25 protein-coding genes are annotated in these 26,780 nt (G+C 64.3%); 4 read left to right on the forward strand and 21 right to left on the reverse strand.

Annotated elements, in window-relative coordinates; all coding sequences use genetic code 11:
- Positions 1-122: 122 nt before the first annotated feature.
- The 10 genes from NYQ83_RS10105 to NYQ83_RS10150 all read right to left on the reverse strand — a co-directional run bounded on the left by NYQ83_RS10105 (position 123) and on the right by NYQ83_RS10150 (position 13,148).
- The gene (locus tag NYQ83_RS10105) at positions 123-743 is read right to left on the reverse strand and encodes a biliverdin-producing heme oxygenase (RefSeq protein WP_128291410.1); all 621 of its coding nucleotides are present in this window, start codon (positions 741-743) and stop codon (positions 123-125) included.
- Between the two features lie 103 nt (positions 744-846).
- Complete coding sequence (locus tag NYQ83_RS10110) at positions 847-2,364, reverse strand: amidase (protein WP_261215168.1); 1,518 nt, start codon at positions 2,362-2,364, stop codon at positions 847-849.
- Between the two features lie 9 nt (positions 2,365-2,373).
- Positions 2,374-3,939, reverse strand: a complete 1,566-nt coding sequence (locus tag NYQ83_RS10115) for a gamma-glutamyltransferase (RefSeq protein WP_261214471.1) — start codon at positions 3,937-3,939, stop codon at positions 2,374-2,376.
- Positions 3,939-5,075: a M20/M25/M40 family metallo-hydrolase gene (locus NYQ83_RS10120; RefSeq protein ID WP_261215169.1), complete on the reverse strand. Its 1,137-nt coding sequence runs from the start codon at positions 5,073-5,075 to the stop codon at positions 3,939-3,941. The genes NYQ83_RS10115 and NYQ83_RS10120 overlap by 1 nt, the downstream gene beginning before the upstream one ends.
- An 82-nt stretch (positions 5,076-5,157) precedes the next feature.
- Positions 5,158-6,327: a M20 aminoacylase family protein gene (locus tag NYQ83_RS10125; RefSeq protein ID WP_261214473.1), complete on the reverse strand. Its 1,170-nt coding sequence runs from the start codon at positions 6,325-6,327 to the stop codon at positions 5,158-5,160.
- Positions 6,324-8,009, reverse strand: coding sequence for an ABC transporter ATP-binding protein (locus NYQ83_RS10130; protein ID WP_261214475.1), 1,686 nt, complete (start codon positions 8,007-8,009; stop codon positions 6,324-6,326). The genes NYQ83_RS10125 and NYQ83_RS10130 overlap by 4 nt, the downstream gene beginning before the upstream one ends.
- A 1-nt stretch (position 8,010) precedes the next feature.
- Positions 8,011-8,805, reverse strand: coding sequence for an ABC transporter permease (locus NYQ83_RS10135; protein WP_234629372.1), 795 nt, complete (start codon positions 8,803-8,805; stop codon positions 8,011-8,013).
- Positions 8,806-8,899: 94 nt separating this feature from the next.
- Positions 8,900-9,841 (reverse strand): ABC transporter permease, encoded by a 942-nt coding sequence (locus tag NYQ83_RS10140; RefSeq protein WP_128291404.1) that lies wholly within the window; start codon positions 9,839-9,841, stop codon positions 8,900-8,902.
- Positions 9,842-9,938: 97 nt separating this feature from the next.
- A complete protein-coding gene (locus tag NYQ83_RS10145) occupies positions 9,939-11,522 on the reverse strand; it encodes an ABC transporter substrate-binding protein (protein WP_261215170.1) in 1,584 nt (527 codons plus the stop codon).
- A gap of 66 nt (positions 11,523-11,588) precedes the next feature.
- Entirely contained in the window at positions 11,589-13,148 is a 1,560-nt protein-coding gene (locus tag NYQ83_RS10150) for a M81 family metallopeptidase (protein WP_261214477.1), read from the reverse strand.
- Positions 13,149-13,266: 118 nt separating this feature from the next.
- Here NYQ83_RS10150 and NYQ83_RS10155 point away from each other — a divergent pair, with 118 nt between their 5' ends.
- Complete coding sequence (locus NYQ83_RS10155; protein WP_261214478.1) at positions 13,267-14,079, forward strand: IclR family transcriptional regulator; 813 nt, start codon at positions 13,267-13,269, stop codon at positions 14,077-14,079.
- Positions 14,080-14,094: 15 nt separating this feature from the next.
- Here NYQ83_RS10155 and NYQ83_RS10160 read toward each other — a convergent pair whose 3' ends face one another.
- Together NYQ83_RS10160 and NYQ83_RS10165 are read right to left on the reverse strand one after the other, a co-directional pair.
- Positions 14,095-14,766, reverse strand: a complete 672-nt coding sequence (locus NYQ83_RS10160) for a hypothetical protein (RefSeq protein WP_261214479.1) — start codon at positions 14,764-14,766, stop codon at positions 14,095-14,097.
- A 551-nt stretch (positions 14,767-15,317) separates the two neighbouring features.
- Entirely contained in the window at positions 15,318-16,124 is an 807-nt protein-coding gene (locus NYQ83_RS10165) for a helix-turn-helix transcriptional regulator (RefSeq protein ID WP_261215172.1), read from the reverse strand.
- A 127-nt stretch (positions 16,125-16,251) separates the two neighbouring features.
- On the opposite strand from NYQ83_RS10165, the gene NYQ83_RS10170 reads away from it, so the two are divergent.
- Positions 16,252-17,151 (forward strand): SDR family oxidoreductase, encoded by a 900-nt coding sequence (locus NYQ83_RS10170; RefSeq protein WP_261214480.1) that lies wholly within the window; start codon positions 16,252-16,254, stop codon positions 17,149-17,151.
- A 168-nt stretch (positions 17,152-17,319) separates the two neighbouring features.
- Here the strand turns inward: NYQ83_RS10170 and NYQ83_RS10175 are convergent, their stop codons facing one another.
- On the reverse strand, positions 17,320-17,727 hold the full coding sequence (locus NYQ83_RS10175; protein ID WP_128291397.1) for a DUF2000 family protein: 408 nt from the start codon (positions 17,725-17,727) through the stop codon (positions 17,320-17,322).
- Positions 17,728-17,826: 99 nt separating this feature from the next.
- Here NYQ83_RS10175 and NYQ83_RS10180 point away from each other — a divergent pair, with 99 nt between their 5' ends.
- The gene (locus NYQ83_RS10180) at positions 17,827-18,327 is read left to right on the forward strand and encodes an Lrp/AsnC family transcriptional regulator (protein WP_128291396.1); all 501 of its coding nucleotides are present in this window, start codon (positions 17,827-17,829) and stop codon (positions 18,325-18,327) included.
- 137 nt (positions 18,328-18,464) lie between these two features.
- Here the strand turns inward: NYQ83_RS10180 and NYQ83_RS10185 are convergent, their stop codons facing one another.
- The 8 genes from NYQ83_RS10185 to NYQ83_RS10220 form a co-directional block, all read right to left on the reverse strand.
- The gene (locus NYQ83_RS10185) at positions 18,465-19,796 is read right to left on the reverse strand and encodes a sodium-dependent transporter (RefSeq protein ID WP_261214482.1); all 1,332 of its coding nucleotides are present in this window, start codon (positions 19,794-19,796) and stop codon (positions 18,465-18,467) included.
- 301 nt (positions 19,797-20,097) lie between these two features.
- Positions 20,098-20,709, reverse strand: a complete 612-nt coding sequence (locus NYQ83_RS10190) for a transglycosylase domain-containing protein (RefSeq protein WP_261214484.1) — start codon at positions 20,707-20,709, stop codon at positions 20,098-20,100.
- A gap of 93 nt (positions 20,710-20,802) precedes the next feature.
- On the reverse strand, positions 20,803-22,386 hold the full coding sequence (guaA, locus tag NYQ83_RS10195) for a glutamine-hydrolyzing GMP synthase (protein WP_261214486.1): 1,584 nt from the start codon (positions 22,384-22,386) through the stop codon (positions 20,803-20,805).
- 58 nt (positions 22,387-22,444) lie between these two features.
- Positions 22,445-22,906 carry a GNAT family N-acetyltransferase gene (locus tag NYQ83_RS10200; protein ID WP_261214488.1) on the reverse strand — a complete coding sequence of 154 codons (462 nt, stop codon included), beginning with the start codon at positions 22,904-22,906 and terminating at the stop codon, positions 22,445-22,447.
- Between the two features lie 392 nt (positions 22,907-23,298).
- Complete coding sequence (locus tag NYQ83_RS10205; RefSeq protein ID WP_261214489.1) at positions 23,299-23,655, reverse strand: hypothetical protein; 357 nt, start codon at positions 23,653-23,655, stop codon at positions 23,299-23,301.
- Between the two features lie 154 nt (positions 23,656-23,809).
- The gene (locus NYQ83_RS10210; protein ID WP_261214491.1) at positions 23,810-24,160 is read right to left on the reverse strand and encodes a hypothetical protein; all 351 of its coding nucleotides are present in this window, start codon (positions 24,158-24,160) and stop codon (positions 23,810-23,812) included.
- 71 nt (positions 24,161-24,231) lie between these two features.
- A complete protein-coding gene (gene gatB, locus NYQ83_RS10215) occupies positions 24,232-25,728 on the reverse strand; it encodes an Asp-tRNA(Asn)/Glu-tRNA(Gln) amidotransferase subunit GatB (RefSeq protein ID WP_128291390.1) in 1,497 nt (498 codons plus the stop codon).
- Between the two features lie 142 nt (positions 25,729-25,870).
- Positions 25,871-26,179: a hypothetical protein gene (locus tag NYQ83_RS10220; RefSeq protein ID WP_261214494.1), complete on the reverse strand. Its 309-nt coding sequence runs from the start codon at positions 26,177-26,179 to the stop codon at positions 25,871-25,873.
- A 214-nt stretch (positions 26,180-26,393) separates the two neighbouring features.
- On the opposite strand from NYQ83_RS10220, the gene NYQ83_RS10225 reads away from it, so the two are divergent.
- Complete coding sequence (locus tag NYQ83_RS10225) at positions 26,394-26,735, forward strand: DUF6455 family protein (RefSeq protein WP_128291388.1); 342 nt, start codon at positions 26,394-26,396, stop codon at positions 26,733-26,735.
- The last annotated feature ends 45 nt before the right edge of the window (positions 26,736-26,780 follow it).

Consider the following 26,780-nt stretch of genomic DNA (forward strand, 5'->3'; position numbering starts at 1 on the left):
ACCGCAGCACGATGTGCCGCAAGGCGCAAAAAACAACGACAGAATGTAAAATGAGCGCAACAGGCGCAAAGCGGCACACACATGCTTCGGCGCGCAACGGTCCCCCGCTGCCGCGCGCAGCCCTAGCGGGGCGCCTGAACCTTGCCGAAGGCACTCTCGACATGCACGAAAACGCGCTCGAAGGAGGCTTCCGCCCCGGCCACGGCCCGGGCCTCCTCTTCCGGCGAAAGCTCGACGGCGTCGAGCGCATTCGTGAAGGCTCGCCAGGACCGGGCCCGGCCCTCTTCCGCACCGGCGAGATGGCGCGCCCCGAAACTCTCCGACAGGCCGATCTTCTTGGCTTCCTTGATGAGAAAAGCCGCGCCGAGATTGGAGCCTTCGGTGACGTAGAGATAGCCGAGCGCCGTCGGCACATCGATCGCGCCCTTGCCGAAGACGGGCTCCAGTTCCGGCGGTGGCAGGACGAGCCCGAGATCGGCGAAATCCTGCTCGACGAGATGCAGCTGCCGCCGCTCGGGAAGGTCGGGCAGGAGAGCGATGAGCTCGGGATGAAAACACAGCGCGTCGACGTCGAAGAACACGCGATGCTGCATCTTCAAAAACAACCGGTAGCGTTCAAGGCTGGAAAACGGGTCGCAGGCCATGACCGTCTGGTCGAGCCGCTGATGCGTTTCGTCCGTCGCGGCCTTGAGCCGTTTCGCCCGGCTCGGTTCCACACATTGCGCGAAATCGGTGGCACTCATGAAACCGGCCATAACATGTGCGCGCCGTCGCGTCCCCCTTCAACTCGCCCGTCCCGGGAGGACCGGCTGACGCAGCGCTGCCCGCCCACAGCGCCGCCCCGCCTCATGGAACATCCCAGAACCCCTCGGCTGCACTGAGCTTCGGCGCATTCGAAAGCGCCACGAGGTCGGGGCCTTTCGGCGCCAACTCCGACAGGCCGGCAATCAAAGCTTCGAGTTCGGCCGCGACGGCAAGAAGCCGCAGATCGTCATGCCGTCGCCCGATGATCTGCAGGCCGAACGGCATACCGTTCTCGTCCCGCCCGCACGGGATCGTGATCGAGGGACATCCGGCGATCGTCGCGGCATAAGCGCAAGCCAGCCAGTGATAATAGCTCGCGGTCGGCCGCCCATCGATCTCCCTCGGATAGGCCTCGTGCCAGTCCCGAGGCTGCGCCGTGACCGCCGGCGACAGGATGAAATCGCACTCGTCGAAAAAACGCTGCCAGCGCCGGTCGTAATTGCCCTGCATGACCAGCGCCTGCGCCACGTCTTCGGCGCTGTAGGACCGTCCCTCGCGAACATTCTCCGTCACGTTCTCGCCGACGAGCTCGGGGCTCTTGTCGACGAAGGCCGCATGCGTGGAGAGAAAGATGACCGACCGCAGCACGGCAAAGATGCGATCGGCATCCGTGCAATCGGGGCTCGTCTCCTCGCACGAGCGTAGAAACGGCAAAAGGGCGTTGACCCCTTTGCGGAATACGCGCCGGCTCGTCGCCTCGACCGGAGCGAAACCGAAATCCTCCGTCACCGCAAAGCGGAGCGCGGCGAGATCGCAGCGCGGCAGATAGGCGAAATCATCTGGCTTCCACGCCGTCTTGCCGCCCACAACGGCCGTAAACGGATCGCGCGGATCGGGACGCGCCATGATCGAGAGCATCAGCCCGCAATCGGCGACGTTGCGCGCCATCGGCCCGGAGGTCGCAAGCGGCAACAGGCTCGTGCGGCGCGCGCCTCCCGGCACCACGCCGAAACTCGGGCGAAACCCGACGACCCCACAGAAGGCGGCCGGCGTGCGCAGCGAACCGCCGAGATCCGAGCCCGAGGCGAGAGGTGCGTAGCCGCAGGCGAGCGCGACGGCGGACCCGCCCGACGAGCCGCCGCAATTGCGGGTGAGGTCATGCGGGTTGGCCGTCGTGCCGTAGACGCGGTTGCGCGTATTGGCGCCGGCACTCCATTCGGGATTGTTGGTCTTGCCGAGCGGCAGCGCACCGGCGTGTCTGAGCCCCGCGACGAGCGCATCGTCGCGCTTCGGCACGTTGCCCCGAAAAATCTCGGAGCCGAACGTCGTCGCAAGACCCGCGACGTCGTTCATATCCTTGATGGCGACGGGCAGGCCGTGCAGAAGACTGAGAGCGTTCCCGGCCGCCCTGTCCCGGTCCGCCTTCCGCGCGCCTTCGATCACGGCGTCGAAATCGCGCGCCACCAGCGCGTTCACCGCCGGATCGATCGCTTCGACGCGGGTGATGCAGGCGCGGGCGAGTTCTTCGGCGGAAAGCTCTCCCCGCCCGATCAATCGCCGCGCCTCGATGGCGCTGAGATCGGCCGGATCTGACGCGTCAGGTCTGGAATTCGCGACCATGGCCACAGCTCACTCCCCCTCGGCGACGGCGTCGCCCCAGGCGCTCATCGTTTCCGTCATGCCGAAGCGCCTGTCGCCCTCATCCATCACCGCCGACGGACAGGCGAAGGGATAAGGCAGCATCGACCGGCGCACGGCTTTGACCGGCGCGATAGCCTCCAGAGCCGAGACGATTTCCGCCGGCAGCGCCGCATCGGCGACGATCTGCTCCCCGCTCGACGCATCGATGCGCGGCTGCCGAAACGCCGCGCCGAGATCCATGCCGAAATCGGCCATGAAAGAGGCAAGCTGCGTCACCGCCGAAACGATCTTGCGCCCGCCAGAGGCGCCTAGCGCAAAGCGCCGCCCATTCGCCTCGCCCAGCACCGGACAGACATTCATCAGACATGTCTTGCCGGGTCCGAGCGAGTTCGCCCGCCCCGCGACCGGATCGAACCACATGATGCCGTTGTTCATCAGAAAGCCGGTCGACGGCGACACCACGCGCGAGCCGAAGAGCGACAGCAAGGTCTGGGTGTGGGCCACCATATTGCCGTCGCGGTCGACGACGGAGAAATGCGTCGTCGAGCCGGCGCATTCGGGGATTTCTCCGTCATGCCCCATGCGCTCCAGCCGATCGCGATAGGCCGCAAAGAGGGCGCGCGCATAGGCGGGATAGGCCTTATCCGGCGACGGCAGCTCCGTCTTGGCGAGCCCGGCGATGGCGCCGGCAAAAGTCGCCCCGCCGGTGAGCCCGGGCACGGCGTGAAAGAGCGCATCGCGATAGGCGACCGACAGCGGCGCTTTGAACGCGGCACAGTTGCCGGCGAGATCATCGCGCGTGAGATAGCCGCCCTTGTCGCGGATATCCTGCGCCATCGCAGCGCCGAGATCGCCGCCATGCATCGCCGCCGCGCCCTCTCGCGCGAGAATGTCGAGACTGTCCGCCATGCGGCTCTGGTCGATCCGGTCTTCCCCGATCCCCGTCCATGAGAACGGCCGCGGCCACTGCCCGTCGGCGAGAAACATCGCCGCCGCATCCGGATCACGCGCCAGATCGCGGGTGGCCGTGGCGATGATGAGCGCCGCATACCAGTCGACCCTCATCCCCTCGCGGGCATGGGCAATGGCGGGCGCCAGCAGTTCCGCCCAGGGCATGCGCCCCCAGCGCCGATGCGCGGCCTCCAGCCCGTCGACTAGCGCCGGCACCGCCACGGCTTTCGCACCGATGACGTTGCGATCGTCGACGACGCGCTCCCACGGGAACAGGTCGGCGGTCGCCCCCTCGCCCGACAGAGGAAAATCCTCGATCTTCAGCCCCCCCGGCGCACGCATGCCGAAATCGAGCGCATGCGCCTCGCCGCTGTCGGCACGCCAGTGCATGGCTGCACCGCCGCCGGCCGGGCCGCTCATCCATGGTTCGAGGACCCCGCAGACGAAGCTGCAGGCCACCGCCGCATCGACGGCATCGCCGCCGGCCCGCAGCACTTCGGCGCCCGCCTCCGACGCCAGACGATGCTGCGAGGCGACGACGCCGCGTTCCGTCTCAACGACATGTTTGCGGATCTCCATCGTCCGCGACAGAGCTTCCGACATCACGCACCCAGCCGGCAGTAGAGCGCCGCGGCGAGCCTTGCCCGCTCGACGAGGCTGTCGACATAGATATGTTCGTTGAGCGTGTGCAGATCCTTGCCGCGCACGCCGATCGAATCGAGCGTCGGCAGGCCGAGAAAGCCCGTGAAATTGCCGTCCGAGCCACCGCCGGCGGAAGCGGCGCTCAGCTCGAAACCGATCTCGCCGGCGATCTCCTTGGCGAGCCCGAACATCTCCATCGTGCCCGCTTGATCCGGCTCCCAGACCGGCCGGGTGACGCCGCGTGTGACGTCCAGCGTCACATCGCCGTTGGAGGAGTTGAAGGCCATCATCTTGGCGATGCCTTCATCCAGAAGCTCCTGCGTCTTCGCCATACTCAGAACCTCGGCATCGCAGACGGAGGAGACGCAATTCACCCATCGCCCGGAATTGAAGACGCCGACAGAAAACGTGCAGTCTTCCGTCGTCATGCCTTCGATCTCCGCGACCTTCTTCGCCATCGCGGCGATCGCCGAACGCCCTTCGGCGAGCTGCCAGCCCGCATGGCTCGGCTTGCCGCGCGCCGTCAGGTTGAAGCGTGCGATGGCATAGCGCCCGATCACCGCGCCGCCGTCGGGGCGCGCCGGTTCCGGAACCAGGATATATTTGTGGCGCTTCGCCTCCGCCTCGATCAGCTCACGCGTCGAGGGCGTGCCGATCTCCTCGTCGGGCGTGAACAGGACGGTGACCGGCAGGGGTGTCTCGATCCCGGCGGCAAAGAGCTTCCGAAGCGCATCGAGATAGACGTAATTGCCACCCTTCATGTCCATCAGGCCCGGGCCGTAGCAGATCTCGCCCTCCCGCTTGAACGGCAGGACGTCGATCGTGCCGAGCGGATGCACCGTGTCGAGATGGCCGAGAAGCAGGATGCCCCCCTCGCCCGCCCGCGCATGCGGCATCGTCGCGCGCACGCTGTCGCCGAGCCCCATGCGGCCCGGAATGCGTTCGACCTTGCCCCCGAGCGCTGCCAGCTCGTGCTGCACGAGGTCCATCATGCGATTGACCGCCGCCGCATCGAAGGTCGGGCTTTCGGTCTCGATCCAGGGCTTCAGGCCCGCGAGCATCTCCTCCGCATGGAAGGGCAGATCGAGCGGATTCATCATCAGACAGCTCCTCTACCGGCCGCCGCTTCGGGCGGGCCGGGCTGGTTGAATATCGGAGAAGGAAAGTGCTTCGGCTGTGTCAGGCGCCGCGCTTCAGGCGGTTTTCGACGATGCGCGCATAGATCGAGGCACCGACGGGAAGGATCGCGTCGTCGAGCACGAAAGCCGGATTGTGCAGCCCGATCGACCCCGCATGCCCCACCCGGCAATAAGCCCCCGGCACCACCTTCAGCATGTCGGCGAAATCTTCCGAACCGGTCATCTGATCGCTGGTTTCGAAGGCCATGTCGGCACCCACGACCTCTTTCGCCGCATCGACATAGGCGGTGGAGAGTTCCGGGTCGTTCATCAGCACGTCGAAGACGTTGCGCAGATCGGCCGTGATCTCGATGCCATAGGCCTGGCTCAGCCCGGCGCAGAGATCCTTGATCCGCTGATGCGCCATCTCCGCCACGTCGTCGTGGAAATAGCGGATCGTGCCGGAAATCGTCGCCGTGTCCGGCACGACGTTGTAGGCGGCGCCGGCATGGAACGTCGTCACCGAGATCACCACCGGCTTCGTCGGCGGCGCGTTGCGGCTGACGACGCTCTGCAATTGCTGCACCAGCGCCGTGCCGATGACGATCGGATCCTTCGACTGATGCGGCATGGCGGCATGGCTGCCGGTGCCCTTCACGGCGATGTCGAAGAAGCTCGCCCCCGCCATCGCCGGCCCCGGCGCGACGGTGACGACCCCGGGCTCCGCATTCGGATCGTTGTGCATGCCGTAGATTTCGTCGCAGGGGAATTTCTCGAAGAGACCTTCGGCGATCATCCGTCGTGCCCCGCCGAGCCCTTCTTCCGCCGGCTGGAAGATCAACACCACGGTGCCGTCGAAATCGCGCGTTTCGGCGAGATATCGCGCCGCGCCGAGAAGCATCGTCGTATGCCCGTCATGACCGCAGGCATGCATCCGCCCCGGGTTTTGCGAGGCATAGGGGACACCCGACGCCTCCTCGATCGGCAGAGCGTCCATGTCGGCGCGCAGCCCGACCCTGCGGTTGCCGCCGCCCTCTCCCTTGATCAGCGCCACGACACCGGTGCCGCCGATGCCCTCATGCACCTCGTCGACGCCATAGGCGCGCAGCTTTTCCGCAACGATACCGGCGGTGCGCGTCTCCTCGAAGCCGAGCTCGGGATGCGCATGAAAGTCGTGCCGGATCGCAGTCAGCTCGGCAGCGAATTCTTCGATCTTCGGGATGACGCTCATGCGGAGGCTCCTTCGTTGAACGGCGGCGTGCCGAGCGCACGGAAATTGGCGAAGTCCCATTCCCGGCCGGGCGCGGCCTCGATCAGATTGCATGTGTAGGGATCATGCGGGTTCTGCAGGACGGCGCCGGCGGCACCATGCTCCACCACCCGGCCTTTCTGCATGACGAGCACCTCGTCGCAGATCTGTGCGGCGACCCGCAGATCGTGGGTGATGAAGAGCATCGCGATACCGAACCTCTCCTGCACGTCGTCCAGGAGGTCGAGCACCTGCGCCTGCACGCTCACATCGAGCGCGGAGACCGCCTCGTCGGCGATCAGCAAGTCGGGCTTCATGGCGACGGCGCGGGCGATCGCAATGCGCTGGCGCTGTCCTCCCGAAAACTGGTGCGGATAGCGTTTCAGGGCATCGCGCGGCAGGTCGACGAGTTCCATCAGCTCCGCGGCATGCTCCATCGCCGCAGCCTTCGACGTGCCGAAATTGATCGGCCCCTCGCAAAGGCTGCGCGCCACGGTCCAGCGCGGATTGAGCGAGCGGTAGGGATCCTGGAAGACGATCTGCAGATGCTTGCGATGCGGCCGAAGCTGCCGGCGCGACAGCGTCGAGATATCCGTGCCGGCGACATTCACCTGGCCGCCCGTCGGATCGATCAGGCGGATGATGCAGCGCGCCACCGTGGACTTGCCGGAGCCGCTTTCGCCGACGATGCCGAGGGTGCGGCCCGGCGCAATCGTGAAGCTCACCTCCTGCGCCGCCTTCACGCCGCCCTGGCGCTTGAGAAGGCCGCCGCCGCCATAGACCATTTCGAGATCCTGGACGTCGAGCACGTCCTTGGCCGAGGCAGCCGGCCGCGCCGGCCGCGGCGCCAGGTTCGGAACGGCGGTCAGGAGTTTTTTGGTGTACGCCTCTTTCGGGTTCGTCAGCAGCTCGCGGATCGGGGCCTTCTCCACGATCCGGCCATTCTGCATCACGCTCACCGTGTCGGCGATTTCCGCCACCACGCCCATATCGTGCGTGATGAAGAGAAGCGCCGTTCCCTTGCGCTCCTGCAATTCCGCGATGAGCTTCAAAATCTGCAGCTGCGTCGTGACATCGAGCGCCGTCGTCGGCTCGTCCGCGATCAGCAAATGCGGATCGAGAACGAGCGCCATGGCGATCATGATGCGCTGGCGCTGACCGCCGGACAGCTGGTGCGGATAGGATTGATAGATCCGCTCAACGTCCGGAAGATGCACCTGCTCCATGATGTCGAGCGTGCGTTTCTTGGCTTCCGCCTGCGACAGATCGGTGTGCATGTTGAGCACCTCTTCGATCTGTTCGCCGACCCGCAGCACGGGATTGAGCGCCGTCATCGGCTCCTGAAAGATCATGGCGATCCGCCGGGCCCGCAATTCGCGCAGCTGCGCATGCGTCGCGGTGGTGATCTCGAAGCCTTCGACGTCGATCTCGCCGCCCTGCACCTCGAGCGCCCCTTTCGGCAGAAGCCCCATGACGGCGAGCGAGGTGACCGATTTCCCCGAGCCGCTCTCGCCGACCAGGCAATGGTTTTCCCCCGCCCGGATATCGAGATCGATGCCGTTCAAGACCGGTGCCGCATTGGGGCGTCCCGTCAGGACGACCTTCAGCCCGCGGATTTTGAGGACGCGGTGCGCGTTCGAAAAGTCTCGCGATGAAAGCTGCATCTCAGCCCTCCCGCTTCTTCATCCGCGGATCGAGGAGATCGCGCGCGGTGTCGCCGAGGAGGTTGATCGCCAGAATGCACAGCGACAGAAGAAGTCCCGGCCAGAAGATGAGCCCGGGCTTCACCTGAAAATAGCTTCGGCCCTCGGCCATGATGTTCCCCCAGGTCGGGATCTCGGTTGAGACGCCAGCGCCGAGAAAGCTCAGGATCGCTTCGATCAGGATCGCCGAGGCGCACACATAGGTCCCCTGCACGATGAGTGGCGCGAGCGTGTTCGGCATCAGATGCTGGACCAGGATCTTCGGCATCGACGAGCCGAGCGCGATGGCGGCCTCCACATAGGGCTCTTCGCGCGCCGACAGCACGACGGACCGCACCAGGCGGACGACGCGCGGCACTTCGGGAATGGTGATGGCGATGATCACCGAGCCGAGGCTCGGACCGTTGAGGGCGACGAGCGCGATGGCGAGAAGGATCGCCGGGATCGCCATCAGGCTATCCATGATGCGCATGATGATGCCGTCCGCGGCGCGGAAGAAGCCGGCGACCAGGCCGATGATGAGGCCGATGACGACGCTGACGAGAGCCGCACCGACGCCGATGAGGAGCGAGACGCGCCCGCCGGTCATCACCCGGCTGAAGGTGTCGCGGCCATACTGGTCCGTGCCGAGAAGGTGCGCCTCCGAAGGGGGCTTCAGGCGGGACATCGAATCCATCGCCAGCGGATCGTAGGGCACGTAAAGCGGTGCCAGCAGCGAAGCGAGCACGATCGCGACAAGGATGACAGCCGCGATCATCGGGCCCGCGCCCAGACGCGCTCCGGCCGGGAGCGAAAACACCCCGGTCAAGACCTGGAAGGCGCTATGGCGGGATGGGGAAATCTCAGCCATGTCAGTAGCGGATCCTCGGGTCGAAGAAGGAATAGGAGACGTCGACGATGAGATTGACGAAGACGTAGATGCCGGCGGTGAACAGGATCATCGCCTGGATCACCGGATAGTCGCGCGCCAGGATCGCATCGACGGTGAGCCGGCCGATGCCGGGAATGTTGAAGACGCTTTCCGTCACCACGACGCCGGAGATGAGGAGCGCGAAGCCCGTGCCGATGATCGTCAGGATCGGCACCGCGGCGTTGCGCAGCGCATGGCGGAAAAGCACGACGTTCTCCCGCACGCCTTTGGCGCGGGCGGTGCGCACGTAATCCTCGCCCAGAACTTCCAGCATGGAGGCGCGCGTCATGCGCGCGATCAGCGCCACATAGATCGTGGCGAGCGTCAGCGACGGCAGGATCGCCCGCGTCAGGAACGGACCGATGCCCGAGGAAAGCGGCGCATAGCCCTGCACCGGCACCCAGCGCAGCTCGATCGCGAAAATCTGGATCAGGATGTAGCCGATCACGAAGACGGGGACGGAAAAGCCCAGCACCGAGAAGGACATCACCAGGAAGTCGACCCAGGTGCGATGGCGCCATGCCGCGATCACGCCCATCGGCACGGCCAGCAGCACCGAGATGATGATGGTCATGATGGCGATGCTGAGCGTCGGCCCGAGCCGGTCTCCGATCATGCCCGCAACCGGTGTGCTGGAAATGAGGGAGGTTCCGAGATCGCCGTGCAGCATCTGCCCGATCCAGGTGAAGAACTGGATATGCAGAGGATCGTTGAGGCCGAGCCGGTCACGGATGCGCTCGAGCTGCGCGGGCGTGGCGGCATCGCCGGCGAGAATCGCCGCCGGATCGCCGGGGGTCAGGCGAAGCAGAAGGAAGACGAAGACCGCGACGATCGCCATCACGGGGATCGTGGCGAGGATCCGCTTCAGGATATAGCCGAACATGATCGGTCTCCTTGCCGCGAGGCCTGTTCGAACCTCAGCGCAAATTGCGAGACAGGACGGCCGGAGACGCGCGCAAAAGCGCGTCTCCGAAGGTGGATCACTCCGCCTCTTTCGTTATGTTCCAGAAGACCGGAACCGGCGACGGGATCATGTTCTGGATCGAATTCCGCCGCGCCTGAGGCATGTTGTATTCGCCGAGATGGATGTAGTTCACATTGTCCATCACATGCTTCTGGATCGCGACGGCGGCCGCTTTGCGGGCCTCCTGATCCTCAGCGAGCGCGAAGTCGTCACGCAGCTTTTCGATCTCGGGATCGTCCGGCCAGCCGAACCAGGCATCGTCGCCACGCCCGTTCACCATCACGTTGATGAGCGGATCGGAAATCTCCGGCACCATCCAGTTCGTGAAGAAGATGTTCCAGCCGCCCTCGGAGGGAGGATTCTGCTGCGCGCGCCGCTGCACGACCGACTGCCAATCCATGGCCTGCATGTCGACGTTGAAGCCCGCCTGGCGAAGGGCCTGTGCGGCGACGACCGGCTGATTGGTCAGGCTGACGACGTCCGTCGGCTGCATGAGCACCACGGGCGTGCCGTCGTAACCGGCCTCTTCCAGAAGCTTCTTGGCCTCTTCCGGATGCGCGCCGGAGGTGATCGGCTCGGAGCCCGATTCATCGCCGAGCGGCGTTCCGCAGCCGAAGATCGCACCGCAGACTTTATAGTACTTGTCGGAGCCCATCATGGTGGCGAGCACGTCTTCCTGGCTCAGAGCCAGAAGCGCCGCCTGGCGCACCTTCTTGTTGTCGAAGGGCGGATGCAGGAAGTTCGGCCGCCCGATCGTGACGAAGCCGAGCGGGTCACGCATCTCGACCGTCACGTCCGGCGCGTTCTCGATCACCGGCAACAGGTCGACCTGCACCTGTTCCAGATAATCGATCTCTCCGGCCGCGAGCGCGTTCATCGCGGTCAGATTGTCGGGCATCGTCGTCCAGACGACATGATCGACATTGACCTTTTTGCCACCGGCCATCCAGGAGGGCGGCTCGTCGCGCGGCACGTAATCTTCAAACTTATCGTAGGTGACCGAAGCGCCCGGCTCGTATTTGTCCGTATTGAAGACGAACGGGCCGGAGCCGGTGTAATCGGTGATCGGCTCGTCCGGCGAGGTTTCCGCCACCCGCTCCGGCATGATGAAGGGCGGCACGGCCGATTGCTTGGAAATGACGTTGAGGAGCGGCGGAAAAGGCTCCGAGAGCTTCCACACGATGGTCTTGTCGTCCGGCGCCTCGAGGCTCTCCGTCACGTCGAAGATCATCTGACCGCCGGAATCGCGCTTGCCCCAGCGGGTGAGCGAGGCGACGACGTCCTTGCCGGTCACCGGCGCTCCGTCATGAAACTTCAGCCCGTCGCGCAGGGTGAAGGTGTAGGTCAGCTTGTCGTCGGAGACGTCCCAATCCGCCATCTGCGGCTGAGGCTCGAAATTCTCGTCCACGGCCGTCAGGACGTCATAGATCATATAGCCGTGGTCGCGGGTGATGTGCGCGGTGGTGATCACGGGGTCGAGCACGCGCAGACCCGAATGCATCACCGCCGTGATGGTCTTGCCATCATCCTGCGCGTTGGCGACAGCGGGTGCGGACAGCACGCCGCCTGCAAGAAGCGCGGCGGCGAGGCTACGCTTCATGCAAGAAAGTGGTTTCAAGCTCTGCATACATCCCTCTCTCGGATTCGATCTGTTTGTGCTTTATCGTTATTGGACCGCGGCGATGTTCTCCCCGCCTGGGTCGGAATGCGCCTTTGCGGCGCTCGCTTCTCCGAACAGAGGTCCGTTCGGGAAGAGTTTCATGTCGGCCGGAAGCCGCGTGAACGGCAGATCGGCAGGATTGAAAGGCATCGGGCCGGGCGACAGGGCCACCAGAATCTCTGAGGCGATGGGCGCGAAATCGGCGCGGAAATGCGTGGAGCTTTTCACCACCAGGATCGCCTGCTCCTCCGGGACAACGCCGACGAAACGGAACATTTCGCGGTCCGCCATCTGCGCGATGCCACTCGTCACGACGACGCGCACACCGCCGATGCGCAGGCACGCCGATCGCCCGAGGTCGAGCCGTCCGCTGCCGTAATAGGGACCCGTCGCATGAAGCCGCCCGTCGGAAAGACGCTCCACCACCGCCTCCGTCTCGACCGGATGGTCGCCTGGAACGCTGGGGTGACTGCCGATCGCAAAATGCGCCGTCGCCCCCTCGCCGAGCTGATGCGCCTTTTCCGCGCTCGCCGGATCGACGATGAGGCCGATCGCGGCATCTTGGGCATCGGCCGCGATGAGTGCCCGCAACATCCCGGTCGTCGCCGAAACGCCGCCCGCCCCGGGATTGTCCTGCGTATCCGCGATGATGACCGGACCCGTTTTGACGGCGGCGATGCGCGCCGCCTCCGCCACGGCTTCCTCGGCCGTAAAAGTGCGATTGTCGAAGAGCGGCTCGGCCGCCTCATAGGCGGCCGCGATACGGTCGGCGGCACGCTCGGCCTCCTCCTGCGTCGCCGCGAAGGCCATGGCCGTCGGGCCGCAATCGGGAATATCCGCCGCTGGAAAACCCATGAAGAGTGAGGCGGAGAGCACCCCCTCCCGCTCCAGCGCACCGATCTCGGCGTAGAGCGCATCCCCCGGCGCCATCTCCGTCGCCTGAAACGGGATCGGCACGAGATAGGACATGCGCCGGAAGGCTTTCGCAGGCCGCCTGCCCGTTGCCATCATCTCATGGAGAAGCCGGGCCGCCCGCGCGCCGGTCGCGGCCATATCGACATGGGGATAGGTGCGGAAGGCGACGAGCGCGTCGACCGTGTCGACAAAGGCCGCTGAGATATTGCCGTGCAGGTCGAGCGCCGATGTGATCGGGACGGCGTCACCGACCACCGCGCGGACGCGGCGGGCGATCTCGCCTTCCCCGTCGTCGAGATGCTCCGCCACCATCGCGCCATGGAGATCGAGAAAGACGCCGTCGAGCGGCCCGGCCTCGGAAATCCGCTGCACGATCTCGCCGGCGATCGACTCAAACGCCTCGCGCGTCACATAGCCGGAGGGAATCGCCCCGGCCCAGAGCGTCGGCACCACGTCCCAGCCCTGCTCCCTGGCGACGTCGAGCGCGCCGGCAATGCCGAGATTGACCTTCTGCGCCGCATCGAGAAGCGCGGCCCCCCGCGTCATCCCGATATAGCCTCCGCCGACCCGGAAAGCCTCGAGATCCGCCCGAACCGGAGCGAACGTATTGGTTTCGTGGAGGAAGCCCGCCACCGCGACCCTGAACGTCATCTCCGCCTGCCCCCACCCATCGGCACACACCGTTAAAAGAGGTTGTGTATCTCTATGCAATACAAATATATTGCACAACGATCATAGTAACCCCCTCGAACGAGCCGTCAAGCTATCCATGAATAAGCGTCTACGGGCTGACCCCTCCCAACCGATCGATTCCCTTCCCTATGAGGACGACAGCCTCTTCGTCCGCGCGGCCGGCCGGGCCATGCAGGTTTTGAGCGCCTTTCATCACGCGTCCGGCCCTCTCAGCCTTTCGGAAATCGCCCTTCGCGCCGGCATCGATAGATCGGCGGCCCAGCGGCTCGTCCACACGCTCTCGAAACTCGGATATCTGCGACGCGGCCCGGGCGATCGCGGCTATCTCCCGGGCATCCGCCTTCTCGACCACACGCTCGACGTGCTCCGGCTCGATCCCGTCATACAGAAAGCGACGCCCGTGCTCCTGGAGCTGCGCAAGACGATCCGCGAGCGCGTCGATTTCAGCCTCTATGACGAGACCCGCATCATCTACGCTCTGCGCATGCAGAGCAAACGCGAGACCTTCCACGCCACCCTCGTCGGCCACAGCGTGCCGACCTATTGCACGGCGGGCGGCCGCGCCCTCCTCTCGCTCCTGCCGGACGAGGCAGCACGCGACATCGTCCAGCGCACGCCTTTGCACAAGTACACCGCCAAAACGGTCGTCGAGCCCGACGCAATCATGAAGATAATCCAAAAGGCCCGCACCGACGGCTACGCTCTGGTCGTCGAGGAGTTTCTGCACGGCGAAGTGGCGCTCGGCGTGGCGATCTCGCGCGGCGACGGTGTCCCCCTCGGCGCGATCCACGTGGCAGGATCGCTGTCGGAATGGACACCTGAGGATTTCGTCAAACGGGCCTCTCCGCTCGCTATGGAAGCGGCGCGGGCGATTATGGGCAGTCTCTGAGGACCTCTCGATGGCTCAGAAACGGACCCAGACGGCGGAGAAGACGGCCCGCTCGCGAAGCGCGTTCTCTCCCAGGACAGTCGCAAAGCTGCCGGCCTGCACGGAGAGACGGGCGTTGACGTCGTAGACGGCACTCACCTGCAGCTTATGCTCCCGAACGCGTCGGAAGCCGCCCTGAACCTCTCCGACGCTCACCGTATTGAAGGACTGACCGATGAGGAGCAGATCCGGCCGCAAGCGGTAGCCGAACGTGAGATCGGCCCGCACTTCGTCCGCCGGTCCGGCCGTCCGGAACCGGTAGCCGGCCTGAATGTCGACGAATGCATCGTTCTCGCCGAGCTTGAAGCCGTAGCCGAAGAGACCACGCAGATCATATTCCGCGTTGGTGGAGCCGAGATTGGCCAAAACTGTGGGATCGGAGGCGCCCGGAATGCGCGCGATCCCCTGAAGTGATGCGACCGCCGCACCTTTCCTGAAGACCTGATAGCGCGCACCGAAATCGAAATATCCCGGCCCGCTGCTCGTCGAATCTCCGACCGAGGCACGGCGAAATCCAGGTGCCGCGATCACCGTCAGGTCGCGTGTGACGCCATATTCGGCAAAGAGCGTGAATTCCGTCTTCGTGGTGTCGTAGACGAGGCCCGTGAGGTCGCCTGGACTTTGCGAAAAGACCAACGTCCCGATCACCTGACCGGCGCCTTTCTGCAGCGTCCACGCACCTGCGAGTGCAGCAGAATTTCCGACGAGAAAAGACAAGGCGAGAGAAACGACGAAGAAGCTTCGGCAAGGAGAGCCGTCAGCGACACCCCCGCCCCGGCCCGACCGCTTGTCAGGCGAAACATGCGAGAAAACTCGCGGAAAGATTTCCGCCCTTTGCCTCCACAAAAATTGGAGCGGCAACACGCGAGAAGCGATGACCTCGACGAAACGCAAACTCTGACATACCGCCCGCCACACCACGCAAAACCCCACGCAGACGCCAGGCATCATCCCGATAAACTTTACAATATTCAATTATTATTTAATGTGAACTATAGTACAAACTCGATTGTGCGTTAGACCATACAGACATCTTCATCGAGAACAGTCCGGACCCGCACGAGTGTTTCATCGTGGCGGCGCTTCCCGCCGTCGCGCCAAAGGCCGCGACGACCTATGTCCATAGAAAGAGCGGCACGCGCCCGAACGGATATGCATCATGTCACGGACACCCTTGGTCCTAGTCCGCTGCAACCCGACTAGATCGTTTTCGCGTCGATGAGAGCTCGCAAGCGCTCGGCGTCCTCTGGCGATGCAGGGTTATAGACGATCATGCCGAGCTCGGGCCGCCCTTCGACGGCGAAGGAGGAGAATTCCAGATCGAGCATTCCCGCCTCCGGATGATGAATGCATTTCACGCCCTCGCCATGCGCGACCACGTCGTTGTCCTGCCACAGCGCCTCGAACTCGGGGCTCATCTCGCATAGCTCGGCAACGAGCCGCATCACCTCGGCGCTGCCGCTCGCGCCCGCTCGCGCCACATCCGCCCGGAACGAGCCGACGACGAAGCGAGCGACGCTCTCCCACCCCTCCTGCTTGGCGCGCACACGGGAGCTGCTGAACATGAGGCGGAGGATGTTGCGTCGCTCGCGCGGCAGCTTGGAATAGTCGGTCAAAAGCGCCGCCGCGGCCCTGTTCCAGCCGACAACATCCCACAGCGCCGTCTTGATGATGGCGGGGCTGAGCGGCATCGCGTCGAGCACGCGCTGGAGCCGCGGGGTGACGCCTTCGACCGGCTGGTACCGCACTTCCGGCGGATGGCCGAGGGCCAGCATATAGAGGTGCTCGCGCTCGGGCTCCGTCAGCATCAGCCCCTTGGCGATCCGGTCGAGCACGTCGGCGGAGGGCGCGCCGCCGCGCCCCTGCTCGAGCCAGGTGTACCAGGTCGGGCTGATATTCGCGCGAGCGGCGACCTCCTCGCGGCGCAGTCCAGGCGTGCGGCGCCGGCCTCCGACGAAACCGAACGACGCCGGATCGAGCCGCGTGCGGCGATCGCGCAGGTACATGCCGAGCTGGTTTGGCGTCTCGTCCGGCACGATCCATCCTGTTGCGAATTATACCATGATAAGCTCACTACTTTAACAGGTATCGGAAGCTCGCGAAATACGGATCCTCTCAAAGAGGAAGAACCTGATGCGTGTATTTCTGACTGGCGCAACCGGCTTTATCGGCTCGCGAATCCTACCCAATCTGCTTGCGGAGGGGCACCAGGTGCTTGGCAACACCCGCTCCGAGGCGGGTGCGCGCCGGCTGCAGGAGGCCGGCGCCGCAGTCCACCGCGGCGATCTCGACGACCCGAGAGCCCTGGCGAAGGGCGCCGAGGGCGTCGACGCCGTGATCCACACGGCATTCGACCATAATTTCGCGCAATATGAGGAGAATTGCGACAAGGACCGGCGGGTGATCGAGGCGATCGGCGACGTGCTGGCCGGGTCGGATCGTCCGCTCCTCATCACCTCGGGCACCGCGATGGGCAGCCCCGGGCCGGGACAGTTCGCCCGCGAGGATATCTTTGATCGCGAGCATCCGATCCCCCGGATCAAGAGCGAGCTCGCGGGCCTCGCCGTCGGGGAACGGGGCGTCTCCGTCGGCGTCGTGCGGCTGCCTCAGGTCCACGATCCCGTCAAACAGGGCCTGATCTCGCCACTGATCGACCTCGCCCGCGAAAAAGGCGTGTCGGCCTATGTGGATGAGGGCAGCAACCGCTGGTGCGCCGCCGCCGTCGAAGACGTCGGCCGCCTCTATGTCCTCGCGCTCGATCACCACGCGCCGGGCATCCGCTGGCACGCCGTGGCCGAGGAAGCCGTTCCGATGCGCGCCATAGCGGAAGCGATCGGGGCCGGCCTCGATGTGCCGGTCCAATCCTTGACGAAGAACGAGGCCGAGACCCACTTTGGATGGCTCTCAGGCTTTGCAAGTCTCGACATGCCGGCGTCCAGTGCCCTCACCCGCGAACGGCTCGGCTGGAAGCCGACGGGACCGACGCTTTTGGAAGACCTCGCTCGCATGGATTACGCAGCCAGCGCCGGTTGATTCACGAACGACCGCGCCGTCTCGCGGCATGACCTTGATCGATGCCGCCGGAAAGGCGGACCATCACGCCGACCTCCTCGACGGACGCAAAACCTTCGGCGCCGCGCCCCGCGGCGCCGAAGGTCACAAAGGACAAGAGTTAGGAGAGACGACAGCCGAAGCTTCGCGTCATGGATGCAGCTTCGCCCCCTTTGTCGCCTTGTCGACGTCCTTCTTCGGACCGCGGATCGCGATCCCGACGAGATCGGGGGCATCGGCGGGTTCGGCCTTGAACACCTCGCGGTTCGCCGCGTCGTGGCCCGTCGAGAACATCGCCCTGACATAGGCGGCCGTGAGAAGCCCTTTTTCTCCCGAAATGCGGTGGGCGCGCTTGAGCTCGCTTTCTCCCGCCGCGAAGATCAGCATCGGCTGTCCGAGGAGACTGGCGAACCGTCGTCCCGCCGCATCCTCATAGGGCTCGCCCATCGCCTCCGGAGCCATGGCGGCCACGCCGGTCGCGAGGAACGCAGTGACGTTCAGCTTCTGCCAGGTCGCGAGATCGTCCAGCACCAGAATGGCGACCTTCGTATCGAACATGCCTTACTTTCCTTCAGACTAAACGGGTATTTATTGCATTTCATAAGATCCAGACATCATAATGCCGAATGATATTCCGCACCAAAGGCATTTCGGGCGATGACGAAAGATACGAACCAGGTTCGGCAGCGGCTCGCACCGCCGGCCCGTTTGGACGACAAGGACCGAACCCTGTTAGGTCTTTTGGCTGAGGATTCCACGCGGAGCTATGCCGAGCTGGGCAAGCTGCTCCACCTATCGCCTCCGGCCGTGCACGAGCGCGTCAAGCGCCTGCGGCAGGATGGCGTGATCAAGGCCAATATCGCCGTTCTCGACGGCGCAAGGCTCGGAAGACCCCTTCTGGCCTTCGTGCATATCGACACGACGAGCTGGGCGGTGACGCGCCAGCTGCTGGCGCTCAAGGAGCTTCCCGAAGTGGAAGAGATCCACACTGTCACGGGCGAAAGCGCCATGCTCCTCAAGGTGAGGACGCGCGACACGCAGGCCTTGGAGGAGCTTCTGGAGCGCATCCATTCCATCGAGGGCTTCAAGGGGACCCGCAGCTACATCGCTTTGTCGACCTATCTCGAACGCGGACCGAGCCCGGTCGCGGACGATTAGGAGCATCGGCCGATAGAAACCGCGCGGGGCTCCCAAAGCACGGAAATGCCGGCCGCCGGCCGGCACCCGTTCCATCCGCAAGGGGGCGCGCCTCTCGCGCGTCCCCTCGCCTGTCATATTGATAGGGCCGGATGTCCCTACATCAGCCCGTTGATGAGGATCGCCAGGATCGCGACCGGGGCGACGAAGCGCAGGATGAAGATCCACAGAGTCAAGAAGATGCCGGGATGCTCGCCGTCCATGGTCACCTCGTTCGCGGCCCGCGGCCCCAGCACCCAGCCGACGAAAATCGCCACCATCAGGCCGGAGATCGGCAGCATGATGTTGGCGGTCAGGAAGTCGAGGAGATCAAGGAACCCCATGCCGAACAGCTTGTAGTCGGCCCAGATGCCCTGCGACAGCGAAGACGGAACGCCGAGCAGGAAGGTGACGACGCCGATGGCGATGGTCGTCGGCACCCGGCCGAAACCGCGGTCGCAGAACAGGGCGACGAGCGGTTCCAGGAGCGAGACCGAGGAGGTCAGCGCCGCAATCAGCAACAGCACGAAGAAGGCGGGTCCGAAGATCGCGCCGCCGGGCATGGCCTGGAACACCGTCGGCAGGGTGATGAAGGTGAGCGCCGGACCGGCTTCCGGGTCGAGACCGAAGGCAAAGACCGCCGGCAGAATGGCAAGGCCGGCCAGCACCGCCACCATCGTGTCGAGGGAGACGATGTACCAGGCCGAGCGGCCGATGCGGGTGTCGCGGTCGAGATAGGAGCCGTAGGTCAGCATCGCCGCCATGCCGATGGAAAGCGAGAAGAACGCCTGGCCGAGGGCGGCCATGAAAACCGTGCCGTTGATCTTGGAAAAGTCCGGCGACAGGAAGAATTTCAGGCCGGCTTCCGCGCCCGGCAACGTCATCGAGCGGGCGACGAGGGCGAGCAGGATCAGGAACAGGACGGGCATCAGGATCTTGCTGACCCGTTCGATGCCGGAGGCGACGCCCTTCAACACCACGAAAACGGTGAGCACGACGAACGCCGCCTGGTAGATCAACGGCTGCCAGGGATCGGAGATGAAGCCGACGAAGGAATCTCCGATACCGCCGATGTCGAGGCCGCTGAAGGCGCCGTCGGCGGACTTGATCACATAGGCGATCGTCCAGCCGGCGATGACCGAATAAAACGACAGGATCAGGAAGGCGACGGTCAGGCCGATCGCGCCGACCACGGTCCAGCCCTTATGGCCGAGCACCTTGAAGGCCGACAGCGCATCGCTCTGGCTCGCGCGCCCGACGGCGACTTCAGCCAGCAGCACGGACAGGCCGATCGTGAAGACGATCGCGAGATAAAGCAGGAGGAAAGCGGCACCGCCGTTCTCGCCGGTGATGTAGGGAAACTTCCAGATATTGCCGAGGCCGACGGCGGAGCCGGCAGCGGCAACGACAAAGCCGATGCGGGAATGCCACTTTTCGCGCGGAGCGTTCATGAACCGATCCTGTGGGGCTCTTGGCATGCCGACCGGCCGTCTTGGGGCCGAAACGGATGCGCTGGTGTGAGTTGATGCCGGCACAGGGAAGGATCATCGCGTGACCGGCTCAGGCTGGCGGACTAAAAACCCGGTCCGGAGCCGAAAGTCGATGACCAAAAGCAAAAAAGTTCGGCGATCCATGTTTTCGAGGGGCATTTTTGCCAGGTCGCGACGATTGGGCACATCGTACCATGTCGGCTTTCAAAGGGCCGGCAGTGGGCCGGCAGCAGGCGCATCCAGCGGAAGCCTGAGCCGCAGTTCACTCGGCTCGCTGCCCGCATCCCTCGAGCCAGACATCCGAAAAACCCGCAGGCGCGCACGCCCCCGCCACCAAACGGTGGATCCGGGCCACCCGTTCGTCCAGCTTGGCGTCGCTTCCAACGAGATCATAGGAAGCCGGCGCGATCAGCACCGCCACGAGCCTGATGAACTCGGCTTCGGTCAGTTCGGCTGGAGGCCGCCCATAAATCGCTGAGCTTGCCGAATGAAAGCCGACCATCCAGCCATCGGGACTGTTGCCCATTTCCAGCGTCTCCAGCCACAGGGCAAGGATCTGCTCCTTGGAAAGACGGCTCTCCATCCCGAGCGCATAGCCGGTCTGGCGCATCTTTCCGAGACAGGGGTGAAATTCCTCAAAGGCGAGCCGCTTGGCCGCCGATTGGATGATGGTGGTCAAGCCGGCGCCCGGGGTGGAGAAATCCACGCCGGGATGCGTTGAAAAATTCGGGTCTTCGACAGCGAGCAGGATATCCCGGCGGGCCGGCCCCAGAGAGCCCCCGCCTCGCCCTTGAGCAATCGCCGCGTCAGCCTGAGCACACAAGCCCTCGGCATCCGAGACCGCATCCCAGTATCCCTTGGCGCCATAACCCACGAGACCGACAAGCAAGAGAGCAAATAAGATGACCGCATATTTCAGTATCCGCGTCATTCTATTTGCTTGTCCCAGGTGCCGCCGTTTATCTCGTCACTCCCACTCGATGGTTCCCGGAGGCTTCGAGGTCACGTCGTAGACGACGCGGTTGATGCCCTTCACCTCGTTGATGATGCGGGTCGCGGCCGCGCCCAGGAAGTCCATGTCGAAGTGGAAGAAGTCGGCCGTCATACCGTCGACCGAGGTGACGGCGCGCAGCGCACAGACGAAATCATAGGTGCGGGCATCGCCCATCACACCGACGGTCTGCACCGGCAGAAGCACGGCAAAGGCCTGCCAGATCGCGTCATAGAGCCCCGCCTTGCGGATCTCGTCGAGATAGATCGCATCGGCCTTGCGCAAAATGTCGAGCTTGTCGCGCGTCACACCGCCCGGGCAGCGGATGGCAAGGCCCGGCCCCGGGAAGGGATGGCGTCCGACGAAGCTTTCAGGCAGTCCGAGCTCGCGCCCGAGCGCCCTCACCTCATCCTTGAAGAGCATGCGCAGCGGCTCGACGAGCTTCAGATTCATCCGCTCCGGCAGCCCGCCGACATTGTGGTGCGATTTGATCGTTACCGAAGGCCCGCCGGTGAAGGACACGGATTCGATCACGTCCGGATAGAGCGTGCCCTGCGCCAGAAATTCCGGCGCCTTGCGCCCGTCGGCGGCAAGCTTCTCCGCCTCGGCTTCAAAGGTCTCGATGAAGAGGCGGCCGATCGTCTTGCGCTTCGTCTCAGGGTCCGCCTCGCCTTCGAGCGCCGAGAGGAACATGTCCTCGGCGCGCACATGCACGAGCGGGATATTGTAATGGTCGCGGAAGAGCGAGACGACCTCCTCGCCCTCGCCGAGCCGCATCAGCCCGTGATCGACGAAGATGCAGGTGAGCTGATCGCCGATCGCCTCATGCAGGAGAACCGCGGCAACGGAGGAATCGACGCCGCCGGAAAGCCCGCAGATGACACGGCCGGAGCCCACATCCTCGCGGATGCGGGAGATCGCCTCCTCGCGGAAGGCGGCCATCGACCAGTCGTCTTTGAGGCCCACGACCTTGTGCGCGAAATTCGCAATCAGCCGCGCCCCATCCGGCGTGTGCACCACTTCGGGATGGAACTGCACGCCGTAGATCTTGCGGCTCTCATCGGCGATCGCGGCAAACGGCGCCCCGCTCGAGGCGGCGATGACGCGAAAGCCTTCAGGGATGGCCGTCACCTTGTCGCCGTGGCTCATCCACACCTGGTAGCGCGAGCCTTTGTCCCACACGCCTTCAAACAGCGGCGAGGCCTCTTTCACCTCGACGAAGGCGCGGCCGAATTCGCGATGGTCGGAAAGCTCCACCTCGCCGCCGAGCTGCCGGCAGATCGTCTGCTCGCCGTAACAGATGCCGAGCACCGGCAGGCCGGCCTCGAAGATCGCCTGCGGCGCGCGCGGCGTGTCGATTTCCGTCGTGCTGGCCGGACTGCCCGAAAGGATGATGCCACGGGGATTGAGCCGCTCAAGCGCCTCTTCGGCCTTCTGGAAGGGCACGACTTCGGAATAGACGCCGGCTTCGCGCACCCGCCGCGCAATGAGCTGGGTGACCTGCGAACCGAAATCGATGATGAGCAGCGTATCGTGCTGTTCGGAGGGATGCTCTTTCATGGCACGCCTTTAGGCGCATGTGCGCGTGAGCTCAATAACCCAATCGCCGGAGAAGGCCTCAGTCCAGAAAAAGCTTGTAGCCGCGATGCGTGTTCTGAAACCCGAGGCGCTCGTAGAAGCGGTGCGCGTCGCGGCGGGCGTTGTTCGACGTGAGGGAGAGCGAATGCGCGCCCTTGCGTCGCGCCTCGGCGATGGCAAAGCGGACGAGCTTGCCGCCGATCCCCTGCCCCCGCTCGGCGGAGCGCACCTGGACGGCTTCGAGCGTGGCTTTCAGAGCGCCGCGATCGGGTAGCGAATAACGAAATCCGAGCTGGAAGGTGCCGATCACCTCGCCGTCCTGTTCGGCGACGTAAAGACACTCGTCCGGGCTGCCCGCCAGCTCCTCGAACGCCTTCTGGTAGGACGGCAAGGCCGCAGGATGCAGCGTGTCGCCATGGCCGCCGATATCATCGGCCGCAAAGATGGCGATCAACGCCGCAAGGTCACCCCGTTTGGCTCGGCGGATCACCAATTCAACCATCTCATTGCATCCTCTCGACCATTCCTTCGCCGGCGCAAAGCCGCGGCATTACCTTCACGATGCCGGATTTGCGCCGCATTTCCGCCTCAACGCGGACACAAGTCAAAAACAAGATTTCAACTATCGACGGTGAGCTCTAAAGGCCAATTCCGGCCCAGCCAACACCGCCGATGCTTTCAGGATAGAGACGATGGCAAATACTCCGAAGCCGGGCCCGAAGGATCCGAAGGGCGGTAAGGGCGGCAAGAAGTAATCTCTTCCAGTCCAGGTATTGTGGAGGCGGCTGCACGCAAGTGCAGTCGCCTTTTTGTTCTTAAATGCTTAGAATAAGCGGGGCACTCGCGCAGAGACCGCGAGCTGCCCGCACATCGACTTTTTCCTACTCCCCGCCGTCACGCATTTGCCACGGACTTGGCGCGCTTTGCTGCCGCTTCGGCGATACCGATGGCGGCGAGTGCGACCACCACGTGCACGAGCTTCAGGAGCCAGGGTGCGCTCGCGATCGGCATGTGGAGCTGCGCCAGCCCGACGACGGGCAGAAGAAGGCCGAGCACGAAAGCTCCTGCAGCCACCCCCTTCGAAACCGGCATCACCTTGAAGGCGAGCGCCCACAAGATCAGCACGAAAAGCCCGCCGAAGGTCATATGCAGGTGGATGGGCAATTCGTAATAGCCGAACCACCACGCCGCCCCGAGGGCGAGCGCAACGAGGGCCAACACCCTGGCGGCCATGATCAGCATTTTCGTCATCGTTCGCTCTCCAATTCAGAAATTGATGTCTGTCGAACCGGCATGTGAGCCGGCGGTCATCGCTCGCCAACCGCGCAGGAAGATCTGATCAGCGTGAGGCATGGGACGGGAAAGAGGGTTGCAGCGGGCCTGCGGACGGTCCGCAATCTCGCGCTCAAGCCGCAAGCTTCAACCGTTCGGCGGTCATCTCCGCGACACCGATAGCCGCGACGGCGAGCAGGAGATGCAAGGCGCCCGTCACCCGCCCGTCGATCAAATTAAGGATCGGCGCAATGCCGGCAAGCACGACGAGGGGGATGAGAATGAAGCCCGCTGCCGAAATCCAGGGCCTCACCGTCAGCAGGCGGCGGCTCAGGATCCACAAGGCGGCGAGAAAAATGCCCCCGGCAATCATGTGAAGATTGAGGACGAGATCGGAAGCGCCCTCCGCCCAGATCAGCACGCCGAGAAAGAACGCGATGACAGAACAAAACCGCGCGGTCATCGCGAGAGCCTGCGAATCCATTCCGAACTGCGCCCCCCGGGAAAGGCAATCGGCGGGCGCCCCCACCGATCCGCTCTCGTTGCCGTCTCAGCCTATTCGATGCCGAGCTTTTCCTTCAAGAGGGCGTTGACGGCCTGCGGATTGGCCTTGCCCTGGCTCGCCTTCATCACCTGGCCGACGAACCAGCCGATCATCGTCGGCTTGGCCTTCGCCTGCTCGACCTTGTCCGGGTTGGCGGCGATCACCTCGTCCACCACCTTCTCGATGGCGCCGGTGTCGGTCACCTGCTTCATGCCCCGCGCCTCGACAATCTCGCGCGGATCCCCGCCCTCGCTGTAGACGATCTCGAAAAGGTCCTTGGCGATCTTGCCAGAGATCACCTCTTCCTTGAGCATGTCGAGAATTTCGCCGAGCTGCGCCGGAGAGACGGGCGATTCCTCGATCGTCCGACCGTCCTTGTTGAGCGCGCCCAGGAGATCGTTGATCACCCAGTTCGCCGCCTGCTTGCCGTCACGGCCCTCGGCGACATGCTCGAAGTAATCGGCGATGGCACGCTCAGAGACGAGGATCGACGCATCATAGGCCGACAGGCCGAAAGCCTGGATCAGACGCACGCGCTTGTCGTCGGGCAATTCCGGCAGATCCGCGGCCAGCGCCTCGACATAGGCGGCGTCGATCTCGAGCGGCAGAAGGTCGGGATCGGGGAAATAGCGATAATCATGCGCCTCTTCCTTGGAGCGCATCGACCGCGTCTCGCCCTTGTTCGGGTCGAAGAGCCGCGTCTCCTGATCGATCGTGCCGCCATCCTCGATGACGCCGATCTGGCGGCGCGCCTCATATTCGATCGCCTGACCGGCGAACCGAATGGAATTGACGTTCTTGATCTCGCAGCGCGTTCCGAAAGGCTCGCCCGGCCGCCGCACCGAAACGTTGATGTCGGCGCGGAGATTGCCCTTGTCCATGTCCGCGTCGGACGTCCGGAGATAGCGCAGGATCGAACGCAATTTGGCGAGATAGGCCTTGGCCTCGTCGGACGACCGGAGATCGGGCTTGGAGACGATCTCCATCAGGGCGACGCCCGAACGGTTGAGATCGACGAAGCTCATCGTCTCGTGCTGGTCGTGCAGCGACTTGCCGGCATCCTGTTCCAGATGCAGCCGCTCGATGCCGATCGTGATCTCTTCGAACTCGCCCTTCTTGTCCGGGCCGACCTCGACGATCATCTCGCCCTCGCCGACGATCGGCTGGTCGTACTGCGAGATCTGATAGCCCTGCGGCAGATCGGGATAGAAATAGTTCTTGCGGGCGAAAACCGAGCGGTAGTTGATCTCAGCCTTGAGGCCGAGCCCCGTGCGCACCGCCTGCGCCACGCATTCCTCGTTGATCACCGGCAACATGCCGGGCATCGCCGCGTCGACGAGGCTCACATGATCGTTCGGCTCGCCCCCGAACGCCGTAGCGGCGCCGGAAAAGAGCTTCGAGTTCGAGGCGACCTGGGCATGGACTTCCATGCCGATGACGATTTCCCAGTCACCGGTCGCACCGGCAATGAGGTTTTTCGGATTTGTATTGCGGTTTTCGGCGATCATTCGCAAAGGCTCCAGCGTTGCGCCCGCTATAGACCACCGTTTCGCCGAAAGGAAAGAGGCCAGTCGCCCGCCGCCGGCCGCGCATCAGATCGCAAAGCCGCACCCGGCATGCCGGTAAGGCTCAGCCCCCAGAGGCCAAACCTCAGTAGCAGCAATATTCCGGCGGCGGCGGGATCTCGCCCGGCAGGAGCGTCTCGCCGGTGGCGCAATAGAAATACGGCGTGCGCGCCGGAACGGTCGGCCGCCCTTCTTTGTCGAAGAGCTTCACGGTCTCCCCGCCGATCGGACACACCACGACCTGCGGCTGCGGATTGACCGGTGGATAATAGCCGACATCGAGATCGGCCGCTCTTGCGGCGGAAACGCTCGCCGCCAACATTCCGATGGCCGCCGCCGACAATGCAGCCACAGCGAGCATCTGCCGCGCCGTACGCCAGTATTCTCGTCTCATGCTACTCCCCAGCGCTCGATCAACCTTGCCCAAATTGAGGCAAATCGGGCTCGAAATGGTTAACAAGACGAAGTGTTCCCGGCCGAGTTGCTGCCATCGTAAATTTTCAGTTAACACGCGCAGGACCCGCCAATTGATCCTGATCAATGTTGGCCTTCGCACTCGGCCATAATTTCGCCGCAAGCGGGCAGCCCGCAGCACGGCGGAGGCGAGTATGGCACTCAAGAAGCGCTACCTCGAACACCTGAACCGGATGCGCCGAATGATGGCGATCTACGGCTTGGGCCCGAGCGATGTCACGAACAAGCTCGGCGACAACGAGACGCGCAACGCCCTCGGCCGCTGTATCACCTGCGACTCTGTATGCCCTTGCGAAGCATACCTTGCAGACGGTGAGAATGCGGACGCGCCGGTTTTTTGCCCGAACCTGCAACTTATCGAGGCACTCGCCGCCCAGTTGGACGGCGACCCGAGACAGGCCCGGTCCGAAAGCGCCGATGTGAGTGCCTGGCACTCGATTGATCGGCGCGGCGTCCGCTTCGGCGCCTCTGCCTGAACCTCGGAGGGCAGCCAAAGCGAATACGCCCACCGGATGGGGGCC

This window comes from Afifella sp. JA880 (assembly GCF_025379905.1).
In the GTDB taxonomy this organism is placed as follows: domain Bacteria; phylum Pseudomonadota; class Alphaproteobacteria; order Rhizobiales; family Afifellaceae; genus Afifella; species Afifella aestuarii.